Below are 18,650 nucleotides of genomic sequence, written 5' to 3' on the forward strand. Positions count from 1 at the left end.
GCCCCGGCGGACACTCCGCGCGGACCCTCGCCGGCGACTCCGGAGCCGAACCGGGCCCGGGCGCAAGGCCGTTCGGCGTACCGACCGGCATTCGGGGTACCTGAGGGCGAACGAAAGGAGGCACTCATGGCCCTCACCTTCCGCAAGAGCTTCCGGATCCTGCCCGGGGTGCGACTGAACATCAACAGGAAGTCCTGGTCCATCACCACGGGCGGCCGCAACGGACCCCGGCAGACGCACAGCAGCACAGGACGGCGGACCACGTCGATGGACCTGCCCGGCCCCTTCGGCTGGCGCCGCACCACCACCAGCAAGCGCCCCAAGCGCCGCTGAGGCGCCGTCACTCCAACGACTCACCCGAGATGCCGCATCTCATATGTGAGATAGCCTGCCGCCATGGCAGACGACTACCTCGTACGCATCGGCAAGCTCATCCGTGACGCCCGTCAGCATCGGGGCTGGACACAGACGCAGCTGGCCGAGGCGCTCGGCACCAGTCAGAGTGCGGTGAACCGCATCGAGCGAGGCAACCAAAACATCAGCCTTGAGATGATCGCTCGAATCGGTGAGGCGCTGGACAGCGAGATCGTCTCGCTCGGCTACGCGGGCCCGATGCATCTGCGCGTGGTCGGCGGCCGCCGGCTCTCCGGCTCGATCGACGTGAAGACCAGCAAGAACGCGTGCGTGGCGCTGCTCTGTGCGACCCTCCTGAACCGGGGCCGCACGGTGCTGCGCCGCGTCGCGCGCATCGAGGAGGTGTACCGCCTTCTGGAGGTGCTCGGCTCCATCGGCGTACGCACCCGGTGGATCAACGGTGGCGTGGATCTGGAGATCGTGCCGCCGGCCGAGCTGGAGATGGCGGCCATCGACGCGGCGGCGGCCCGCCGCACCCGCTCGATCATCATGTTCCTCGGCCCGCTGCTGCACCGCATGGACAACTTCAAGCTGCCGTACGCGGGCGGCTGCGACCTGGGGACGCGGACCATCGAGCCGCACATGATCGCGTTGCGGCGGTTCGGTCTGGACATCGCGGCCACCGAGGGTCTCTACCACGCGCGCGTGGACCGCAAGGTGACCCCGGGCCGTCCCATCGTGCTGACCGAGCGCGGCGACACGGTGACCGAGAACGCGCTGCTGGCGGCCGCCCGCCACGACGGCACGACCGTCATCCGCAACGCCTCCTCCAACTACATGGTCCAGGACCTGTGCTTCTTCCTGGAGGCGCTGGGTGTCCGGGTGGAGGGCATCGGCACCACGACGCTCACCGTGCACGGCGTGCCGAACATCGACGTCGACGTGGACTACTCACCGTCCGAGGACCCGGTCGAGGCGATGAGCCTGCTGGCCGCCGCGGTCGTCACCGAGTCCGAGCTGACCGTGCGCCGCGTGCCGATCGAGTTCCTGGAGATCGAGCTGGCGGTCCTGGAGGAGATGGGACTCGACCACGACCGTACGCCCGAGTACTTCGCGGACAACGGCCGTACGCGCCTGGTGGACCTGACCGTCCGGCCCTCCAAGCTGGAGGCGCCGATCGACAAGATCCACCCGATGCCGTTCCCGGGCCTGAACATCGACAACGTTCCGTTCTTCGCGGCCATCGCGGCCTCCGCGCAGGGCAAGACGCTGATCCACGACTGGGTCTACGACAACCGGGCGATCTACCTCACGGACCTCAACCGCCTCGGCGGGCGCCTCCAGCTCCTCGACCCGCACCGCGTGCTGGTCGAGGGCCCGACCCGCTGGCGCGCCGCCGAGATGATGTGCCCGCCCGCCCTGCGCCCCGCGGTCGTCGTCCTGCTGGCGATGATGGCAGCCGAGGGCACGTCCGTACTGCGGAACGTGTACGTCATCAACCGTGGCTACGAGGAACTCGCCGAGCGGCTCAACTCGGTCGGGGCGCAGATCGAGATCTTCCGGGACATCTGACGCGCGGGTGCCGTCGCCTTCTTCGCCGACCGCCCCTTCTCGGACGAGGGGGCGGTCGCCTGACGGCGGCCGACCCGCGTCAGGCGCTCAGAGCCGTGCGCAGGGTGGTGGCCATCAGGTCGATCGCCTCCTTCCCTTCGGGCACCGGGCCGGTGTGGGTGAAGTAGTGGTCGACGCCCTCGAAGACGCGGTGGGTGACCGGGACGCCGGCGGCCTCCAGGGCCTTCGCGTAGGCGGCGCCCTCCTCGCACAGCCGGTCGTTCCGCGCGGTGATGACCAGGGCGGGCGGCAGTCCGGCGAGGTCGTCCGCGAGTCCGGGCGAGACGAGAGGATGCGTGAGGTCCGCGGGGTCCGGGACGTAGGCGGCGGTGAAGATCCGCATGAGCTGCGGCGTGAGCAGTGGCTTGGCGAGGGGTGACGGTTTGGTGGCCGGGTCGGCGAGCTGGTCGAACGGCGCCGAGTCGAGGATCTGGAGCCGGGGCGTGAAGGTGCCGCGGTCGCGGGCCGTGCGGCAGACCGCGGCGGTCAGGTTGCCTCCGGCGCTGTGTCCGCCCACGGCGAGTCGCGAACCGTCCCAGCCGCCCGTGTCACCGTTCCCGGCGATCCACTCGGTGACGTCGTACGCCTGGGTGAGGGGAGCGGGGAACGGCCGCTGCGGGGCCACGGCGTAGTCCACGTTGATCACGACGCAGCCGGCCGTGGCGGCTATGTAGCGGCAGATGTGGTCGTCCTGCTGGGGGCGGGCGACCACGAACCCACCGCCGTGGAAGTTGACGTACACGGGGGCGGGGGCCGCCGTGCCGGCCGGCGGACGGTAGACGGTGCAGGTCACCGGTCCGGCGCCGGTCTCCACGCGAAGGACCTCGGTCCGCTTCGGGATGTCGGTGAAGCGCAGGTCCTTGTGTACGCGGGACATCATCCGGCCGAGCAGCAGCTGGATCGCTCTGGCCTGGATTCCGGGGCTGAATGGCATGGCTCGGCCACCAATCACTGCAACGTTAAATTAACAGGATTCCTGATAATGAACCGCTGGCACCGCATCGCGCAACGGGGAGACGTGAACCAAAAGAGTGCCCGCGGCGGTGGGCCTTCCCCGGAGCCTCGGGCCACAGCCGGGAACGGGCGGGCGGGGGCGGGCGGCAGCCGTCGGGCATCGGGACGGGTCAGCGCGTCCGGGCCGCCCGACGCAGCAGGTCACGGGGCTCGCGGGGCTCTTCCGGGGCATCCGGGGGGGGCGGCGCCCGCGGAGCGTGACGGCCGGTGGCGGCGGGTCGTTGCACCGGTCACCGGACCGCTTCCCCGTCCGTCTCCGCCCTGCCTCAGGAACCGTTTCCATGTCCGTTCAGCCGTTGTCCGTGCCGGTCCCCGCTCCGCCCGCTCCGCCCGCGCCGGACCGCGTCCGTGAGGTCCGCCGGACAGCCGGGTACCGGCCGCTGCCGCCTCGGCCGTGGTCGCGGCGGGCCGCGTCGCTCGCGGTCCTCGCCGTTCTTCCGCTGTACGGGGTGTGGGCGGCCTTCCTCGCGACGGGCGGCGGCGATCTCGCGGCCCAGTACGCCTGGGCGGGCTTCGTCGCCCGCAACCCCGACACGGCGTACGGGCTCTTCTGGTACGGCGGCACGCACACCGCCAACTACAGCGTGCTGTCGCCTCCGTTGATGGCGGTGCTGGGCGTGCGCACCGTCTCCGTCCTCGCCGGGGTGACGGCCACCTGGCTGCTGGGCGCGCTGCTGGAGCGGACCGTGGACAGGGCGCCACTGTGGCCCGCGCTGCTCGGTGCGTTCGGGCTGTGGGCGAACGTCGCCTCGGGGCGCACCACGTTCGCCCTCGGGCTGGCCTTCGGTCTCGGAGGGCTGCTGGCGCTGGCCGGACGGCCGGACCGGGCGGACCGGCTGACCGCGGGCGCGCTGGGCGCGCTGCTCGCGACCCTGGCGAGCCCGGTGGCCGGGCTCTTCCTGCTGGTGGCCGGCGCCGCGTATCTGCTCGACCGGCGTTACGCCAAGTGCCTCGTGCTCTGCGTGCCGCCCGTCGCCGTCGTCGCACTGACGGCCGTTCTGTTCCCCTTCCAGGGTGAGCAGCCGATGGCCGCGGGCCGCATGGTGATGCCGGTGGTCCTGTCCGCCGCCGTGGTGTGGACGGCTCCCCGTGCGTGGCGGGTGGTGCGGGCCGGGGCGGCCGTCTACGCCGTCGGGGTGGTGCTGACCTGTCTCGTCCCCTCGCCGATCGGCACCAACGTGGAGCGGCTCGCTGCGCTCTTCGCCCCGGCGCTGCTGTTCGTGTGCCTGCGGTCCGCCGCGCGGCCCGGCGGCCCCCGGGCCGTCGCGCCCCGGGCGCGCCCGCTCGCCCTCGCGCTCGCCGCGTCGCTCGTCTGGACCACCATGACGACCGTCAGCGACCTGCGGGTCGCCACGTCCGTACCGGCCTGGGCCGTCCACACCCAGGGTGTGCTCAAGGAACTCGACCGGCTGGGCGCGGATCGCGACCGGGTCGAGGTGGTGCCCGCGCGCAACCACCGTGAAGCCGCCCTCTTCGCCCCGCACGCACAGCTGATGCGGGGCTGGAACCGGCAGTTGGACGTCGAGCGGGGGCGCCTGTTCTACGAGGAGGCCCTCGACGCGCCGCGCTATCACGCCTGGCTGCGTCACTGGGCCGTCGGTCACGTCGTCGTGCCGAACGGGACGCCCGACGGGCCCGCCGAGCACGAGGCGGCCCTGGTCACCTCCGGGCAGGACTGGCTGAAGCCCGTCTGGCGCGACGCTCATTGGAGGATCTACCGCGTCCGGGACGCGGAGCCGCTCGTCTCGGCACCGGCCAGGGTGGTGCGGGCGGGCGAGGCCGCCGTGGTGCTGAGGGTGCCGCGCGCCGGCACGGTGACCGTACGGGTGCGGTACTCGCCGTGGCTGCGGGCCGACGGGGCCTGCGTACGACCGGACGGGCCCTGGACGCGGCTGACCGTGCGGCGGGCGGGGGTCTACCGGCTCGATTCCAGCTATGTGGACGGGCCCCTGGAGGACGGTGGCTGCCTGCCGGAGCGGGGCGGGGAACGGAGGGACGGCTGACGACGCGGCCCGCCCCGGCCCTTTCGGGCTCCAGGGGGCGGGCCGGGTCGTGGCGCGCTCGGCGGTGTCAGCCGACGAGCGTGACGTCCTGCTTCTGGGCCGCGTGGAAGTACGGGAGCGGAAGGCCGCCACCGGAGCGCAGCTCCATCAGCGAGGCCTCGACCCGCGCCGCGCCGGGCTTGAACCGGCCCGGCTCCGTGCGGTCGGTGTTCGTCCAGCGGTGCTCGGCGCCGTCGCAGACCGCACTGGTGCCGCCGACACCCTTGCGGACGCCGCTCTCGCCCTGGCCCAGGGAGGAGCTCACGAAGACCGGACCGGTACCGCCCGTGCACCGGTAGGTGCCGGAGAGCGTGACCGTGCCGTCCGCCGTGACGGTGCCCGTCGGGTCGACGGTCACCGTCTCGAACGGCGCGGCGGACGCGGGCGGTTGGGACAGGGCGTGAGCGGAAGGGGCGGCGAGCAGCAGCAGGGCCGAACCGGCGGCTGTGCCCATGACCTGGCGCAATGTCATCGGAGTACCTCCTGGAAGTGGGGCCTCCACAGGTACCGGCCCGGCGCGCCCGCGAGCGTGATCATCACCCCTTCGGTGGCGAGTCCGCACCGTCCGTCCTGGGCTCGTCCGAGTGTTGTCCGCGTGTTGTCACGTTTCCCTTCCGGCTGTTCCGATGAGTTCCCGACAGGCGCATGGTCTATCCATACGAGCGGCGACAACGCCGACCAACTCCTCGCAGGCGGAGGCCCATCATGTGTTCTCACCAGACTTCGTGCCCCTCCGCCGGCCGCTCGGACCGCGACGACGCGCACATCGTCGCCGCCCACCCCGAGCAGGGCTGGTACCTGCTGTGCGACGGCGCGATCGTCTTCGACGACACCGGCGCGCTGCTGCCCGACGGACGGGTCGTCGGCCCGCACCGGGTGCCGGCCGCGCAGTTGGCCATCGCCGCCTGACCACTCTCGGACTTCGTCGACGACACGAGGACGGGCGCCGACTGCGGCACGCGAGCCGCCGGCCATGAGAGCCACCGGGCCGTCAGAGCCGCCGGGCCATGAGAGCCGCCGGGCGGCGAAAGCCGGGTATCGCGCCCTGTCGACTGTCGTCATGACATCGATACGCTCCTGGTACCGTCCCACCACGACAGGGAGCGGATGACCTTGGAGCTCAGGCACCCCCGGGGCGTCAACCCGGGACGCACGGAGGGTCGTTCCGTACGAACGGAAAGTGATCCCCTGCCCCCGGATGGTGATCTCTCGTGACGGTGACGATCTAGAGTGATCAACGTGTCCGAGCAGCACGCCCCCCGGTCCCTCATCGTCACCTTCTACGGCGCGTACGGCCGCTTCGCCCCAGGTCCCGTACCCGTGGCCGAACTGATCCGGCTTCTGGCCGCGGTCGGCGTGGACGCGCCCTCCGTGCGTTCGTCGGTGTCCCGGCTCAAACGCCGTGGACTGCTCCTGCCGGCCCGCACCGCGACGGGCGCCGCCGGGTACGCCCTGTCGCCGGACGCGCGGCAGCTGCTCGACGACGGCGACCGGCGGGTCTACGCGGACTCACCCCCCGCGGACGACAGCTGGGTGCTCGCCGTGTTCTCCGTGCCGGAGTCCGAGCGGCAGAAACGTCACGTGCTGCGCTCCCGCCTGTCCGGTCTCGGCTTCGGGACGGCCGCCCCGGGGGTGTGGCTCGCCCCCTCCCGTCTCTACGAGGAGACCCGTCACACGCTGGAGCGGCTGCGACTCGACGCGTACGTGGAGCTGTTCCGCGGGACGCACCTGGGGTACGCGCCGACGGCCGAGGCGGTCGCGCGCTGGTGGGACCTGGCCGCGATCGCCAAGCAGCACGAGGCGTTCCTCGACCGCCACGCGCGCGTGCTGCGCGACTGGGAGGCACGGTCCGACACCCCCGAGGAGGAGGCGTACCGCGACTACCTGTTCGCTCTCGACTCCTGGCGCCATCTCCCGTACGCCGATCCGGGGCTGCCTCCCGCGCTGCTGCCCCAGGACTGGCCCGGCGTCCGCTCGGCGGCGGTGTTCCGGGCCCTGCACGAGCGGCTGCGGGACGCCGGGGCGGCCTTCGCGGGCGTACCGGCGAGGCCGCCCCGGGCCTGAAGCGGCGCGGGGCGGCCGCGTTCCCCGTCGCTGAGGGAACGCTCGGGCTGCTCCGGCCCTCTTCTGCCCCTCGCCGGCCTGGCGGTCCCGGACGCCGACGACGTCGAGGAGTGGGACATCCGTCTCACCGCCGGCGAGGCCCGGTCGAGGGCGGGACGTCAACTCGACGACATCCACGGCAAGAAGAAGATCATGGTCTTTCCGGAGCAGCGCGTACAGGGCCTGAGCGGGCGTCCGTACTACACGGTGAAGGACAACCTTTCGCTGGAATGCCGTACGGGAGCTGCCATATGACGGTCCATCGGACACACGTGCCGGGACGGCCGAAGGTCCGCTATCTGCTGTTGCACGCGTACGGTCGCGGCGGCACCGTCCGCACGGTGGTGAACCAGGCCAACTCCCTTGTGCGGGCGGGCTGGGAGGTCGAGCTGGTGAGCGCGCTGCGCCGCCGGGACGACCTCCGGTTCCCGCTCGACCCGCGCGTCGGCGTCACCACGGTCGTCGATCAGCGCGAGGACACCCGGACCCCGGTCCGGGGCGTGGCCGCACGGTGGCAGGACTGGCGCCGCGGGCGGCTGACCGGGCGGCCCGCGCGGCATGTCCCGCCGGGCGAGTCCGGCCACCGTCACCTCAACCGGTACGTCGAGCTACGGCTGATCGCGTATCTCTCCTCGCTGCGCGACGGCATCCTCGTGACCACCCGGCCCGCGCTCAACTTCCTCGCCGCGGAGCATGCGACGGGCGGCGTGGTGCGGGTGGCGCAGGAGCACATGAACCACGGCACGCACAGGGGTGACGTGCGGCGGCGCATCCGGGAGACCTATCCGCGCTTCGACGCGGTCGCCGTCCTGACGGAACGGGACCGCGAGGAGTACGCACGGTTGCTGCCCGGCACCCGGGTGGTCCGTATCCCCAACGCCGTGCACTCCCTCGACCAGGTCCCCTCGGACCACCGTTCCAGGATCGCGGTGGCGGCCGGGCGGCTCTTCCCGCAGAAGGGCTTCGACCTGCTGATCCCCGCGTGGGCGAAGCTCGTCGGGACGTATCCCGACTGGCAGTTGCGGATCTACGGCAGCGGCGAGAGGAAGGCCGAGCTGCGGGCGCTCATCGAGCAGCACCACCTCTACAACCACGTGTTCCTGATGGGTTACACGGACCGGCTCGACGACGAGCTCGCCAAGGCCTCGTTCCACGTGCTCAGTTCGCGGTTCGAGGGGCTGCCGATGGTGATGATCGAGGCGATGAGCCATTCGCTGCCGGTGGTGGCCTTCGACTGTCCGACCGGGCCGTCGGACGTGCTGACCCATGAGGTCGACGGCCTGCTGGTGCCGCCCGAGGACCCCGACGCGCTGGCCGATGCCATGGCCAGGCTGATGGGTGACCGGGCCCTGCGCGCCGACCTGGGCGTCGCGGCCCTGCTGACCGCCGCCTCGTACGGCCCGGACGCCGTGCGCCCGCACTGGGAGGCCCTCTTCGGCGAACTCTGCGGGCGTACCGAACCGGGCGGCCTCCCGGGCCTGCGGCACCGGACGGCGGACGCCACGACAGGACGCCACACATGATCACCAGGGCGTGGGGTGCGCCGGCCGAGTGCCGGAAGTGGGGTGGGGGCGCGCTACACCACGGGCCTGTCAGCCCTCCATGACTCCCGTCATGGACACGCGACAGAACGGGTCACCGGGTCACGACTCCGTTCGCCGGGTCACGACTCGTCGATAGCACGGTAACGACGGGAGCAGACCGCGGGAGGCGGACCGTTCATCCGGGTAAGCAGCCCGACAGCAGGCCGAACGTCCCGAAAAGTGCCCGCCGAGCGCCTCTGTCCGGTTGCGTCGTACCATTCCTAAAGTTGAAAGCAGGACATCCTGCTCCATGAACGGACCCGCCTTGCACGAGCCACACGCCCCAGCCTCCTGGCGCATCGCCCTGCCGCACACCGCAGCGGCCGTGCCCGTCGCCCGCGCCCTGGTCCGTACCGCACTCGCCGAGATCGAGTACACCGCCGACAGCGACACCGCGGAACTGCTCACCGCGGAGCTGGTGGCCAACGCCGTGGAGCACACCAGGGGCGACGCCCCCATAGAGCTGGTCGTGGAGCTGCTGCCCACCGGGTGTCAGGTGGAGGTGCACGACCCCGATCCGGCCCCGCCGGGCGATCTCACGGTCCCCGATCCGTCGGACGAGCCGGACCCCTGGCAGGAGCACGGCCGCGGGCTGCTGCTGATCCGCACCCTCAGCTCGTCGTGCGGCCATCGCCCGACGGAGTCCGGGAAGGCGGTCTGGTTCCGACTGCCGGTGGTACCGCACCAGCGGAAGCCGGCATAGCGCCGCCCGAGTGATTTCGCAGCTCACACCCCACGCGTGAGCCGGTCACGACGCCGGGCACTCAGGCCAGCGTCGCCACCAGGACCGCCTTGATCGTGTGCAGCCGGTTCTCCGCCTCGTCGAAGACGACCGAGTGGGCCGACTCGAAGACCTCGTCGGTGACCTCCAGGGAGTCCAGGCCGTGCCGCTCGTGGATCTCGCGGCCGACCTTGGTGCCCAGGTCGTGGAAGGCGGGCAGGCAGTGCAGGAACTTGACGTCCGCGTTGCCGGTGGCGCGCAGGACGTCCATCGTCACGGCGTACGGGCCCAGGGCGACGATGCGCTCGTCCCAGACCTCCTTGGGCTCCCCCATGGAGACCCACACGTCCGTGGCGACGAAGTCGGCGCCCGCGACGCCCTCGGCGACCTCCTCGGTGAGCGTGATCCGCGCCCCGCTGCGCACGGCGAGCTCACGCGCCTGCTCCACGACCACCTCGGCGGGCCAGTAGGCCCTGGGCGCGACGATCCGTACGTCCATGCCGAGCAGTGCGCCGGTGACCAGGTACGAGTTGCCCATGTTGAGGCGGGCGTCGCCGAGGTAGGCGAAGGCGATCTCGTCGAGCGGCCTGGCCGAGTGCTCGGCCATGGTGAGCACGTCGGCCAGCATCTGCGTCGGGTGCCAGGCGTCGGTCAGGCCGTTGTAGACGGGCACGCCGGCGTGGGCCGCCAGCTCCTCGACGCCCTCCTGGCTGTCCCCCCGGTACTCGATCGCGTGGAACATCCGGCCGAGCACCCTGGCGGTGTCCTTCACGGACTCCTTGTGCCCTATCTGCGAGCCGGACGGGTCCAGGTACGTGGTCGACGCGCCCTGGTCCGCCGCCGCGACCTCGAAGGCGCAGCGCGTGCGCGTCGAGGTCTTCTCGAAGATCAGCGCGATGTTCCGGCCCCGCAGGTGCTGGATCTCCGTCCCGGCCTTCTTCGCCGCCTTCAGCTCGGCGGCGAGCTCGATCAGGCCGCGGAACTCCTCCTGCGTGAAGTCCAGCTCCTTCAGGAAGTGTCGGCCGGCGAGGGCGTACGGGACTGTCGCCATGGGGGCGCTCCAGGGTTACGTAAACAGGGACTCTTGGAATTCTATACGACGCTCCACATTTCTATACGGTCTCGTTCTCGAGACGTCGGCCCCGCTCCCCGGGTATCGGTCCCGCTCGGGGGGCGCCTAGGAGTCGGCGGCCCCAGGCCGGGCCCAGGCCCTGTCGGCCTAGCCCACCGGGTCCCGCTCGACCGGGCAGCTCATGCAGCGCGGTCCGCCGCGCCCCCGCCCCAGTTCGCTCCCCGGGATCTCGATCACCTCGATGCCCTGCTTGCGCAGATGCGTGTTCGTGGTCTGGTTCCGCTCGTAGGCGACGACGACGCCCGGCTCGACCGCGAGGACGTTGCAGCCGTCGTCCCACTGTTCGCGCTCGGCGGCGTGGACGTCCTGCGTGGCGGTCAGTACGCGGATCCTGTCGAGCCCCAGTGCCGCGGCGATCGCGCGGTGCATGTGCTCCGGCGGGTGGTCGGTGACCTTCAGTTCCTTGTCGCCGACGCCCGGTTCGATGGTGTACGAGCGGAGCATGCCGAGCCCCGCGTACTGGGTGAAGGTGTCGCCGTCGACCATCGTCATCACCGTGTCGAGGTGCATGAGGGCCCGCTTCTTCGGCATGTCGAGGGCCACGATCGTCTGTGCCGAGCCGGTGGCGAAGAGTTTGTGCGCGAGCATCTCCACGGCCTGGGGGGTGGTCCGCTCGCTCATGCCGATGAGCACGGCGCCGTTGCCGATGACGAGTACGTCGCCGCCCTCGATGGTGGACGGGTAGTCGGCCTGTCCCTCGGACCACACGTTGAACGTTTCTTCTCTGAACAGCGGATGGTGCCGGTAGATCGCCTCGAAGTGCACGGTCTCGCGTCTGCGCGCGGGCCAGCGCATGGCGTTGATGGAGACGCCGTCGTAGATCCAGGCGGAGGTGTCGCGGGTGAAGAGGTGGTTGGGCAGCGGTCCGAGCAGGAAGTCGTCGAGGTCCATGACGTGGAAGCGCACGGACGTCGGCTCCGCGTGGGCCTCCAGGAACTCCCGCTTGGTCGTCCCGCCGACCAGCACCTCGGCCAGCTCGCCCGCAGGCAGCGTCTCGAAGGCGGCCCGCAGGTGGTCGGTGGCGAGCGGCCCGTACTCCTTCTCGTCGAAGACCCTGTCCAGGACGAGCGACCGGGCCGCCGGGATGGCCATGGTCTCGGTCAGCAGGTCACCGAAGAGGTGGACGGTGACTCCGCGATCCCGTAGGACGTCCGCGAAACCGTCGTGCTCCGCGCGGGCCCTGCGCACCCACAGCACGTCGTCGAAGAGCAGGGCGTCCTTGTTGCTGGGGGTGAGCCTTTTGAGCTCCAGATCCGGCCGGTGCAGGATGACGCGGCGCAGGCGCCCGGCCTCGGAGTCGACATGGAATGCCATGTCTCCATCCTGACCATCCGGACGCGCGTTCACCCACCGAAGTGCGGAGGTTTTCGCCTCCGCCGCTCCTGCCCGCCCGGACCCCCACCCCGGTCCCCGGCCCCCCGGACGGGCTGAGGCTCTCAGCCCGTCCGGCGTTCCGAAAGTGCGGGCTCCAGGGCGAGGCAACCCCCGCAGACCTCTACAGCCGCGGGTCCACCGGCTCCGACTCCAGGGCCAGCACCCCGAACACGGCCTCGTGGACCCGCCACAGCGGCTCCCCCTCCGCCAGCCGGTCCAGCGCCTCCAGCCCCAGCGCGTACTCGCGGAGCGCGAGCGAGCGCTTGTGGTTGAGGAAGCGGCCCCGCAGCCGGTCGAGGTTCTCGGGCCGGGTGTACTCCGGCCCGTAGATGATCCGCAGGTACTCGCGGCCCCGGCACTTGATCCCGGGCTGCACCAGGCGTCCCTCCTTGCCGCGCGCGAGGGCCTGGACGGGCTTGACGACCATGCCCTCGCCGCCGCGGCCCGTCATCTCCAGCCACCAGTCGACGCCGGCCTCCACCGAGGCCGGGTCGTCCGTGTCGACGAAGAGACGCCGGGTGGTCTGCAGCAGCCCGGACGGGTCGGCCGTCACCAGCCGGTCGATCAGCGTGAGCTGCTCGTCGTGCGGCACACCCGCCAGGCTCCGCCCCTGGACTGCGAGGATCTGGAAGGGCGCGAGCCGCACTCCGTCCAGGCCCGACGTGGTCCAGCAGTACCGCCGGTAGGCGTCGGTGAAGGAGGCCGCGTCGACGGCCCGTTCACGCTGCTTGGCGAGCAGGTCCGCCACGTCGACGCCCCGCGCCGCCGCCCCTTCGAGCGCGGCGACCGCTCCCGGGAACACGGCACCGGCGGCCGCGCCCACCGCGGCGTACTGCGAGCGCAGCAGCCCCGACGCCTTCAGCGACCAGGGCAGCAGCTCGGCGTCGAGCAGCACCCAGTCCGTCTCCAGTTCCGCCCACAGGCCGGCCTCCGTGACCGCGTCCCGCACCCGCCCGAGGATCTCCTCGGTGACGGAGACACCCTCGGCCGAACCGCCGGCCGGCTCCGCGAAGAACGGCCGTCCGGTACGGGTGTACAGCGCGCCCGAGACGCCGGCCGCTCCGAACCGCTCCCGCGCGGTCCCGGCGTCCCGGCACACCAGCGCCACGGCCCGCGACCCCATGTGCTTCTCCTCGCACACGACCCGGGCGACGCCGTCCGCCCGGTACTGCTCGAAGGCCTCGGCCGGGTGCTCCAGGTAGCCCTCCGCCCTGGAGGTCGCGGTGGGCGCCATGGTCGGTGGCAGGTACGGCATCAGCCGCGGGTCCACGGCGAAGCGGCTCATGACCTCCAGGGCCGCGGCCGCGTTCTCCTCGCGCACGGAGACCCGGCCCGCGTGCCGGGTCTCGACGACCCGGCGGCCGTGCACGTCCGCGAGGTCGAGCGGCCGTCCCTCGTGACCGCCCGGCGCCTCGGAGGCCAGCGGCTTGACCGGCTCGTACCAGACCCGCTCGGCCGGTACGTCGACGAGTTCGCGCTCCGGCCAGCGCAGCGCGGTGAGCTTGCCGCCGAAGACGGCACCGGTGTCCAGGCAGATGGTGTTGTTCAGCCAGGTGGCCTCCGGGACGGGGGTGTGGCCGTAGACCACTGCCGCCCGGCCGCGGTAGTCCTCGGCCCAGGGGTAGCGCACCGGCAGCCCGAACTCGTCGGTCTCGCCGGTGGTCTCGCCGTACAGCGCGTGCGAGCGCACCCGGCCCGACGTACGCCCGTGGTACTTCTCGGGCAGCCCGGCGTGGCAGACGACGAGACGGCCGCCGTCGAGGACGTAGTGGCTGACGAGTCCGTCCACGAACTCCCGTACCTGCTGCCTGAACTCCTCGCTCTCGCCCTCCATCTGCTCGATGGTCTCGGCCAGCCCGTGGGTGTGCTGGACCTTGCGGCCCTTGAGGTGCCGGCCGAACTTGTTCTCGTGGTTGCCCGGCACGCACAGCGCGTCGCCCGAGTCGACCATGGACATCACCCGGCGCAGGACGCCCGGGGAGTCCGGGCCGCGGTCGACGAGGTCGCCGACGAAGACGGCCGTACGCCCCTGCGGGTGCACACCGTCGGCGTAGCCCAACTTGCCCAGCAGCGCGTCCAGTTCGGACGCGCAGCCGTGGATGTCGCCGATGATGTCGAACGGGCCGGTGAGGTGGGTCAGGTCGTTGAACCGCTTCTCGGTGCGGACCTCGGCGCTCTCTGCCTCCTCCGCGCCCCGCAGGACGTGCACCTTCCGGAACCCCTCGCGCTCCAGGTGCCGCAGGGAGCGCCGCAGTTCGCGGGTGTGCCGCTGGATGACGCGGCGCGGCATGTCCGCGCGGTCGGTGCGCGAGGCGTTGCGCTCGGCGCACACCTGCTCGGGCACGTCGAGGACGATGGCGATGGGCAGCACGTCGTGCTTCCTGGCGAGCTCGATCAGCTGCCTGCGGCCCTCCTGCTGCACGTTGGTCGCGTCCACGACCGTGCGCCGGCCCGCCGCGAGCCGCTTGCCCGCGATGTAGTGCAGGACGTCGAAGGCGTCCCCGCTGGCGCTCTGGTCGTTCTCGTCGTCGGCGACCAGTCCCCGGCAGAAGTCCGACGAGATCACCTCGGTCGGCTTGAAGTGCTTGCGCGCGAAGGTGGACTTGCCCGAACCGGACGCGCCGATCAGCACGACGAGGGAGAGGTCGGTGACGGGCAGCGTGCGCACCCTGGTCTCGTGGTCGTCGCTCATGCGGCCTTCTCCCCCTTCGCGTTCCGTGTGGTGGCGGTGGTTGTGGTGGTGTCGGTGGTTGCGGTGAAGACGGCCATCTGGGTCGGCGGCCCCACCTCCGGGTCGTCGGGGCCGACCGGTACGAACTCCACGCCGTACCCGTGCCGTGCGGCCACCGCGTCCGCCCAGTCCCGGAATTCGGCGCGGGTCCACTCGAAGCGGTGGTCGCCGTGCCGGACGTGGCCGGCCTGGAGGCTCTCCCAGCGGACGTTGTACTCGACGTTCGGTGTCGTCACGAGCACGGTCCTCGGGCGCGCGGAACCGAACACCGCGTACTCCAGGGCGGGCAGCCGCGGCAGGTCGAGGTGCTCGACGACCTCACTCAGCACCGCGGCGTCGTATCCCTTGAGCCGCTTGTCCGTGTACGCGAGCGATCCCTGGACGAGCTGCACGCGCGCGGACTGCCGCTCCCCCATCCGCTCCAGCTTGAGCCGCCGGGCGGCGATGGTGAGCGCCCGCATCGAGACGTCGACACCGACGATCTCGGTGAAACGCGTGTCCTTCAGCAGCTCCTGCACCAACTGGCCCTGCCCGCAGCCGAGGTCGAGCACCCGGGCGGCGCCCGCGGCCCGCAGCGCGGCGACGATCGCGTCGCGCCGCCGGACGGCGAGCGGTACGGGCTTCTCCTCGGTGTCCGTCCGCTCGTCGACGGCGTTGTCGATCTCCTCGACCGCGCTGTCGTCCGTCTCGGCGAGCCGGACGAGTTCCAGCCGCTCCATGGCCTGCCGCGTCAGCGACCAGCGGCGCGACAGATAGCGGCTGGTGATCAGCTTCTGCTCCGGGTGGTCCGGCAGCCAGCCCTCCCCCGCCCGCAGCAGCTTGTCGACCTCGTCGCCGGCGACCCAGTAGTGCTTGGCGTCGTCGAGCACCGGCAGCAGGACGTACAGATGCCGCAGCGCGTCGGCGAGACGCTGCTCGCCCTCCAGGACGAGGCTCACGTACCGGGAGTCGCCCCACTCGGGGAACTGCGGGTCCAGCGCCACGGGTTCGGCAGCCACCGTCCAGCCGAGCGGTTCGAAGAGCGCGCGCACGAGACCGGCGCCGCCGCGGGCCGGCAGGGCCGGCACCTCGATGCGCAGGGGCAGCGGTCGCGCGGGCAGCTCGGGCCTGGCGTGGCACGTACCCTTCATCGCGCTGGAGAACACGCTGCTCAGCGCCACGGCGAGCAGCGAGGACGCGGCGTAGGGGCGGTCGTTGACGTACTGCGCGAGAGCCGCGTCCGGTGCGCCGCCACGGCCCTTGCCCTTGCCACGCCGGACCAGTGCGACCGCGTCGACCTCCAGGAGCAACGCCGCCGTGCAGCGCTCCGCGCTCGCCTCGGGATAGAGGACGTGCGCCTTGCCGTAGGAGGTGGAGAACGCCTGCGCGTTGTCGGGATGCTTGTGCAGCAGGAAACCGAGGTCGGTCGCGGGGCGCTCCGGGGAGCCGGTGGTACTGATCGTCAGGAACACTGTTCTGCCTCGAAACGTCTTCTGAACTGCGGGAACCTACCGTGCTGCCCGATCACCGCGCGCCGGGGCACGCACGCGCCAAAGACCGGCGAACCACAGCGACGGGAGTGCGCGCCCGGGATCACCGCTCCTGGCCCTCACTCGCCCTCGCAGCGGTGTGTACGCCGCGCCGCGGCAGGCCGCCCGCGCGGCGCCCCTTCGTCGGCGCGCCCGCTCAACGTACAGCGAACACCCGTGCCGCACGCAGGCATTTTCGTCCCCTCGGCTGCTCCTCGGAGCGCGCGCCCGCGCCGCGTCCCGGCGGGAGCGACCACGCGGTCCGAGCCCGGCACTGCCGGTCGCCGGGCCGCCCGGTGGCGTCGGCCGACCCGGCGGGAGCGGGCCGTCACCGCTACAGCTGCGACTGGACCTGCGAGGAGATGAGGTCCAGGTGGTCCAGGTCGTCGAGGTCCAGGATCTGCAGGTAGATCCGCTGGGAGCCGATCTCCGCGAAGCGGCCGATCCTGTCGACGACCTCGTCCGGGGAACCCGCCAGGCCGTTCGCCTTCAGCTCCTCCACCTCCCGGCCGATCGCGGCCGCCCGGCGGGCCACCTCCGCGTCGTCCTTGCCCACACAGGCGACGAGCGCGTTGGAGTAGACGAGGTCGGTGCCCTTGCGGCCGGCCTCCACCGCGGCGGCCCGCACCCGGCCGAACTGGCGCTCGCTGTCCTCGACCGACGCGAACGGCATGTTGAACTCGTCGGCGTACCGGCCGGCGAGACGCGGTGTGCGGGTCGCTCCGTGGCCGCCGATGAGCACCGGCACCTTGGCCTGCGCGGGCTTGGGCAGCGCGGGCGAGTCGGTGAGCTGGTAGTAGGTGCCGTCGTGACTGAAGGTCTCGCCGATGCCGGTCCCCCACAGCCCGGTGACGATCGCCAGCTGCTCCTCAAGGCGGGCGAACTTCTCCTTCGGGAACGGGATGCCGTACGCCTTGTGCTCCTCCTCGAACCAGCCTGCGCCCAGGCCCAGTTCGACGCGGCCGCCGGACATCTGGTCGACCTGGGCGACCTGGATCGCCAGGACGCCGGGGAGGCGGAAGGTACCGGCCGTCATCAGTGTGCCGAGACGGATCCGCTTGGTCTCGCGAGCGAGTCCGGCGAGGGTGATCCAGGCGTCCGTCGGCCCGGGAAGCCCGTCCACGGACCCCATGCGGAGGTAGTGGTCGGAGCGGAAGAAGGCGTCGAACCCCAGGTCTTCGGTGGCCTTCGCCACGGCGAGCAGGGTGTCGTAGGTCGCCCCTTGCTGGGGCTCGGTGAAGATTCGAAGATCCATGCCTCCATCCTGCACGGTCGAACGCCGGTCAACCCCATCGGTACCGGGGGTCCTTCTCGTCCCCCGTCGGGTGAAATCCGTCAACAGTGCGCCCGGCGCGGACCGGCGCCAGTTACCCGGCTCCACGGTGATCGTTGGCTCGGGCGGAGTCTTGACCGCCCGGCACCCGTCGCCGGCGGCCGGCCCGGCGCGTTGCTGATTCTCCCTCCTAGGGAGGGCGTAGGCCGAGGAGGCCGTCATGTCCCAGGAAGCCGTTCCCTCGTCGCAGCCCAAGGGTTTGCTGCAGCAGATGGAGGAGCTGATGACGACGCTCAACGCTGATCTGTCGCAACTCGACGCCGAGTTCCAGCAGTCGGGCGCTCGGCCGTCTCCGGCTCCGGCCGACCGTCCCGACTGCGTCTGAAGAGTTCGCCCGAACAGTTCGTCCCGCCGCCCCTGCCCGCTTCTCCGGCGTTCGCGTTCGGGGCGCGCGGGTCCGGTTGCAGCGTCCCCGAGCAGGTGCCGCGCACAGTGCAAGGGGAGGGCGAGAGCCGGGGGGCGAATCGGACCCCGGCTACCCAGCCGCCGCCTCCTGATCCCGTACCGCGAGTCTTCGGAGCATCTCCAGCACCCGGTCGCGCGCCTCGTCCGCCGCGTCGATGGCCTCCATGCACTGCCAGTACGTCCCCTCGTCGGCCGCTCCGCAGGCGATACCGACGAGGGCGATACCGACCTCGCCGAGCAGGCCACCGAGGTCGAGCAGCGCCCGGCGCGCGTCACCGAGCTCGGTGAGCTGCGCGGCCCGCAGTCTGTTGATGTCGAGCACGGGAGCGTCCAGCACCCCGCATCCCCGGCCGGCCAGCTCCGTCAGCCCCAGTGCCTCCCCTCGTAGTTCGGGCGGCCCGGACACCGCCAGCCGACTGCCTATCGCCTGGGCGAGGGCCTGTGCCTGCCAGGCCTCCGCCATGATCTCGGGGGCGTCGCCGCTCCCCATCAGGGCACACCTGCTCGCTCCGATGAGCCGCACCGCGTCCATGCGCTGCCCCTCTGTCCCGACGCGCTTTTCACACGCCTGCCCGAACTCCACCTGTCCACTACCCAGAGTGAAGTGCCTCGGGACGAAAAGCCAGAGGAAGCCTGAAATCTGTGGACACGGAATCGAATGTGGACAGATCAACAACTCCGGAGAGTGACAATCGGGGATTTCGAGCCCGTTCCCGGGGATGGAGGGGGCTGAACGCCG

Annotated in this window: 16 protein-coding genes; 8 read left to right on the plus strand and 8 right to left on the minus strand. The window is 71.6% G+C overall.

The genetic code is table 11. The annotated features are described in order from the left end of the window. Window positions 1–126: 126 nt before the first annotated feature. Complete coding sequence (locus O1Q96_RS34650) at window positions 127–333, plus strand: DUF4236 domain-containing protein (protein ID WP_269251921.1); 207 nt, start codon at window positions 127–129, stop codon at window positions 331–333. Between the two features lie 63 nt (window positions 334–396). Continuing rightward, on the plus strand, window positions 397–1,926 hold the full coding sequence (locus tag O1Q96_RS34655; RefSeq protein ID WP_269251922.1) for a helix-turn-helix domain-containing protein: 1,530 nt from the start codon (window positions 397–399) through the stop codon (window positions 1,924–1,926). A gap of 79 nt (window positions 1,927–2,005) precedes the next feature. Here the strand turns inward: O1Q96_RS34655 and O1Q96_RS34660 are convergent, their stop codons facing one another. Beyond that, window positions 2,006–2,899, minus strand: coding sequence for an alpha/beta hydrolase (locus O1Q96_RS34660; protein ID WP_269251923.1), 894 nt, complete (start codon window positions 2,897–2,899; stop codon window positions 2,006–2,008). 361 nt (window positions 2,900–3,260) lie between these two features. Between O1Q96_RS34660 and O1Q96_RS34665 the strand changes: the two genes are divergently transcribed. Beyond that, the gene (locus tag O1Q96_RS34665; RefSeq protein ID WP_269251924.1) at window positions 3,261–4,982 is read left to right on the plus strand and encodes a hypothetical protein; all 1,722 of its coding nucleotides are present in this window, start codon (window positions 3,261–3,263) and stop codon (window positions 4,980–4,982) included. A 67-nt stretch (window positions 4,983–5,049) separates the two neighbouring features. Here O1Q96_RS34665 and O1Q96_RS34670 read toward each other — a convergent pair whose 3' ends face one another. Next, window positions 5,050–5,493: a DUF6299 family protein gene (locus O1Q96_RS34670; protein WP_269251925.1), complete on the minus strand. Its 444-nt coding sequence runs from the start codon at window positions 5,491–5,493 to the stop codon at window positions 5,050–5,052. Between the two features lie 233 nt (window positions 5,494–5,726). Between O1Q96_RS34670 and O1Q96_RS34675 the strand changes: the two genes are divergently transcribed. The 4 genes from O1Q96_RS34675 (at window position 5,727) to O1Q96_RS34690 (ending at window position 9,410) form a co-directional block, all read left to right on the plus strand. Then, the gene (locus tag O1Q96_RS34675; protein WP_269251926.1) at window positions 5,727–5,930 is read left to right on the plus strand and encodes a DUF5999 family protein; all 204 of its coding nucleotides are present in this window, start codon (window positions 5,727–5,729) and stop codon (window positions 5,928–5,930) included. 321 nt (window positions 5,931–6,251) lie between these two features. After that, window positions 6,252–7,085 (plus strand): PaaX family transcriptional regulator, encoded by an 834-nt coding sequence (locus tag O1Q96_RS34680; protein ID WP_269251927.1) that lies wholly within the window; start codon window positions 6,252–6,254, stop codon window positions 7,083–7,085. A 290-nt stretch (window positions 7,086–7,375) separates the two neighbouring features. Next, window positions 7,376–8,647: a glycosyltransferase family 4 protein gene (locus O1Q96_RS34685; RefSeq protein ID WP_269251928.1), complete on the plus strand. Its 1,272-nt coding sequence runs from the start codon at window positions 7,376–7,378 to the stop codon at window positions 8,645–8,647. A gap of 310 nt (window positions 8,648–8,957) precedes the next feature. Beyond that, window positions 8,958–9,410, plus strand: a complete 453-nt coding sequence (locus tag O1Q96_RS34690; RefSeq protein WP_217453943.1) for an ATP-binding protein — start codon at window positions 8,958–8,960, stop codon at window positions 9,408–9,410. 61 nt (window positions 9,411–9,471) lie between these two features. On the opposite strand, the gene argF is transcribed toward O1Q96_RS34690, so the two are convergent. The 5 genes from argF to O1Q96_RS34715 all read right to left on the minus strand — a co-directional run bounded on the left by argF (window position 9,472) and on the right by O1Q96_RS34715 (window position 17,428). Further along, a complete protein-coding gene (argF, locus tag O1Q96_RS34695; RefSeq protein ID WP_269251929.1) occupies window positions 9,472–10,479 on the minus strand; it encodes an ornithine carbamoyltransferase in 1,008 nt (335 codons plus the stop codon). A gap of 168 nt (window positions 10,480–10,647) precedes the next feature. Further along, window positions 10,648–11,874 carry an arginine deiminase gene (locus O1Q96_RS34700; RefSeq protein WP_217453945.1) on the minus strand — a complete coding sequence of 409 codons (1,227 nt, stop codon included), beginning with the start codon at window positions 11,872–11,874 and terminating at the stop codon, window positions 10,648–10,650. Window positions 11,875–12,055: 181 nt separating this feature from the next. After that, entirely contained in the window at window positions 12,056–14,626 is a 2,571-nt protein-coding gene (locus O1Q96_RS34705) for a polynucleotide kinase-phosphatase (RefSeq protein WP_269251930.1), read from the minus strand. Continuing rightward, window positions 14,623–16,116, minus strand: coding sequence for a 3' terminal RNA ribose 2'-O-methyltransferase Hen1 (locus tag O1Q96_RS34710; protein WP_269251931.1), 1,494 nt, complete (start codon window positions 16,114–16,116; stop codon window positions 14,623–14,625). The genes O1Q96_RS34705 and O1Q96_RS34710 overlap by 4 nt, the downstream gene beginning before the upstream one ends. A 391-nt stretch (window positions 16,117–16,507) precedes the next feature. Then, complete coding sequence (locus O1Q96_RS34715) at window positions 16,508–17,428, minus strand: LLM class F420-dependent oxidoreductase (protein WP_269251932.1); 921 nt, start codon at window positions 17,426–17,428, stop codon at window positions 16,508–16,510. Window positions 17,429–17,666: 238 nt separating this feature from the next. On the opposite strand from O1Q96_RS34715, the gene O1Q96_RS34720 reads away from it, so the two are divergent. Next, window positions 17,667–17,831, plus strand: coding sequence for a hypothetical protein (locus tag O1Q96_RS34720; protein WP_269251933.1), 165 nt, complete (start codon window positions 17,667–17,669; stop codon window positions 17,829–17,831). 150 nt (window positions 17,832–17,981) lie between these two features. Here the strand turns inward: O1Q96_RS34720 and O1Q96_RS34725 are convergent, their stop codons facing one another. Continuing rightward, window positions 17,982–18,443: a DUF6099 family protein gene (locus tag O1Q96_RS34725; RefSeq protein ID WP_269251934.1), complete on the minus strand. Its 462-nt coding sequence runs from the start codon at window positions 18,441–18,443 to the stop codon at window positions 17,982–17,984. Between the last annotated feature and the right edge of the window lie 207 nt (window positions 18,444–18,650).

Source organism: Streptomyces aurantiacus, assembly GCF_027107535.1.
Lineage (GTDB): Bacteria > Actinomycetota > Actinomycetes > Streptomycetales > Streptomycetaceae > Streptomyces.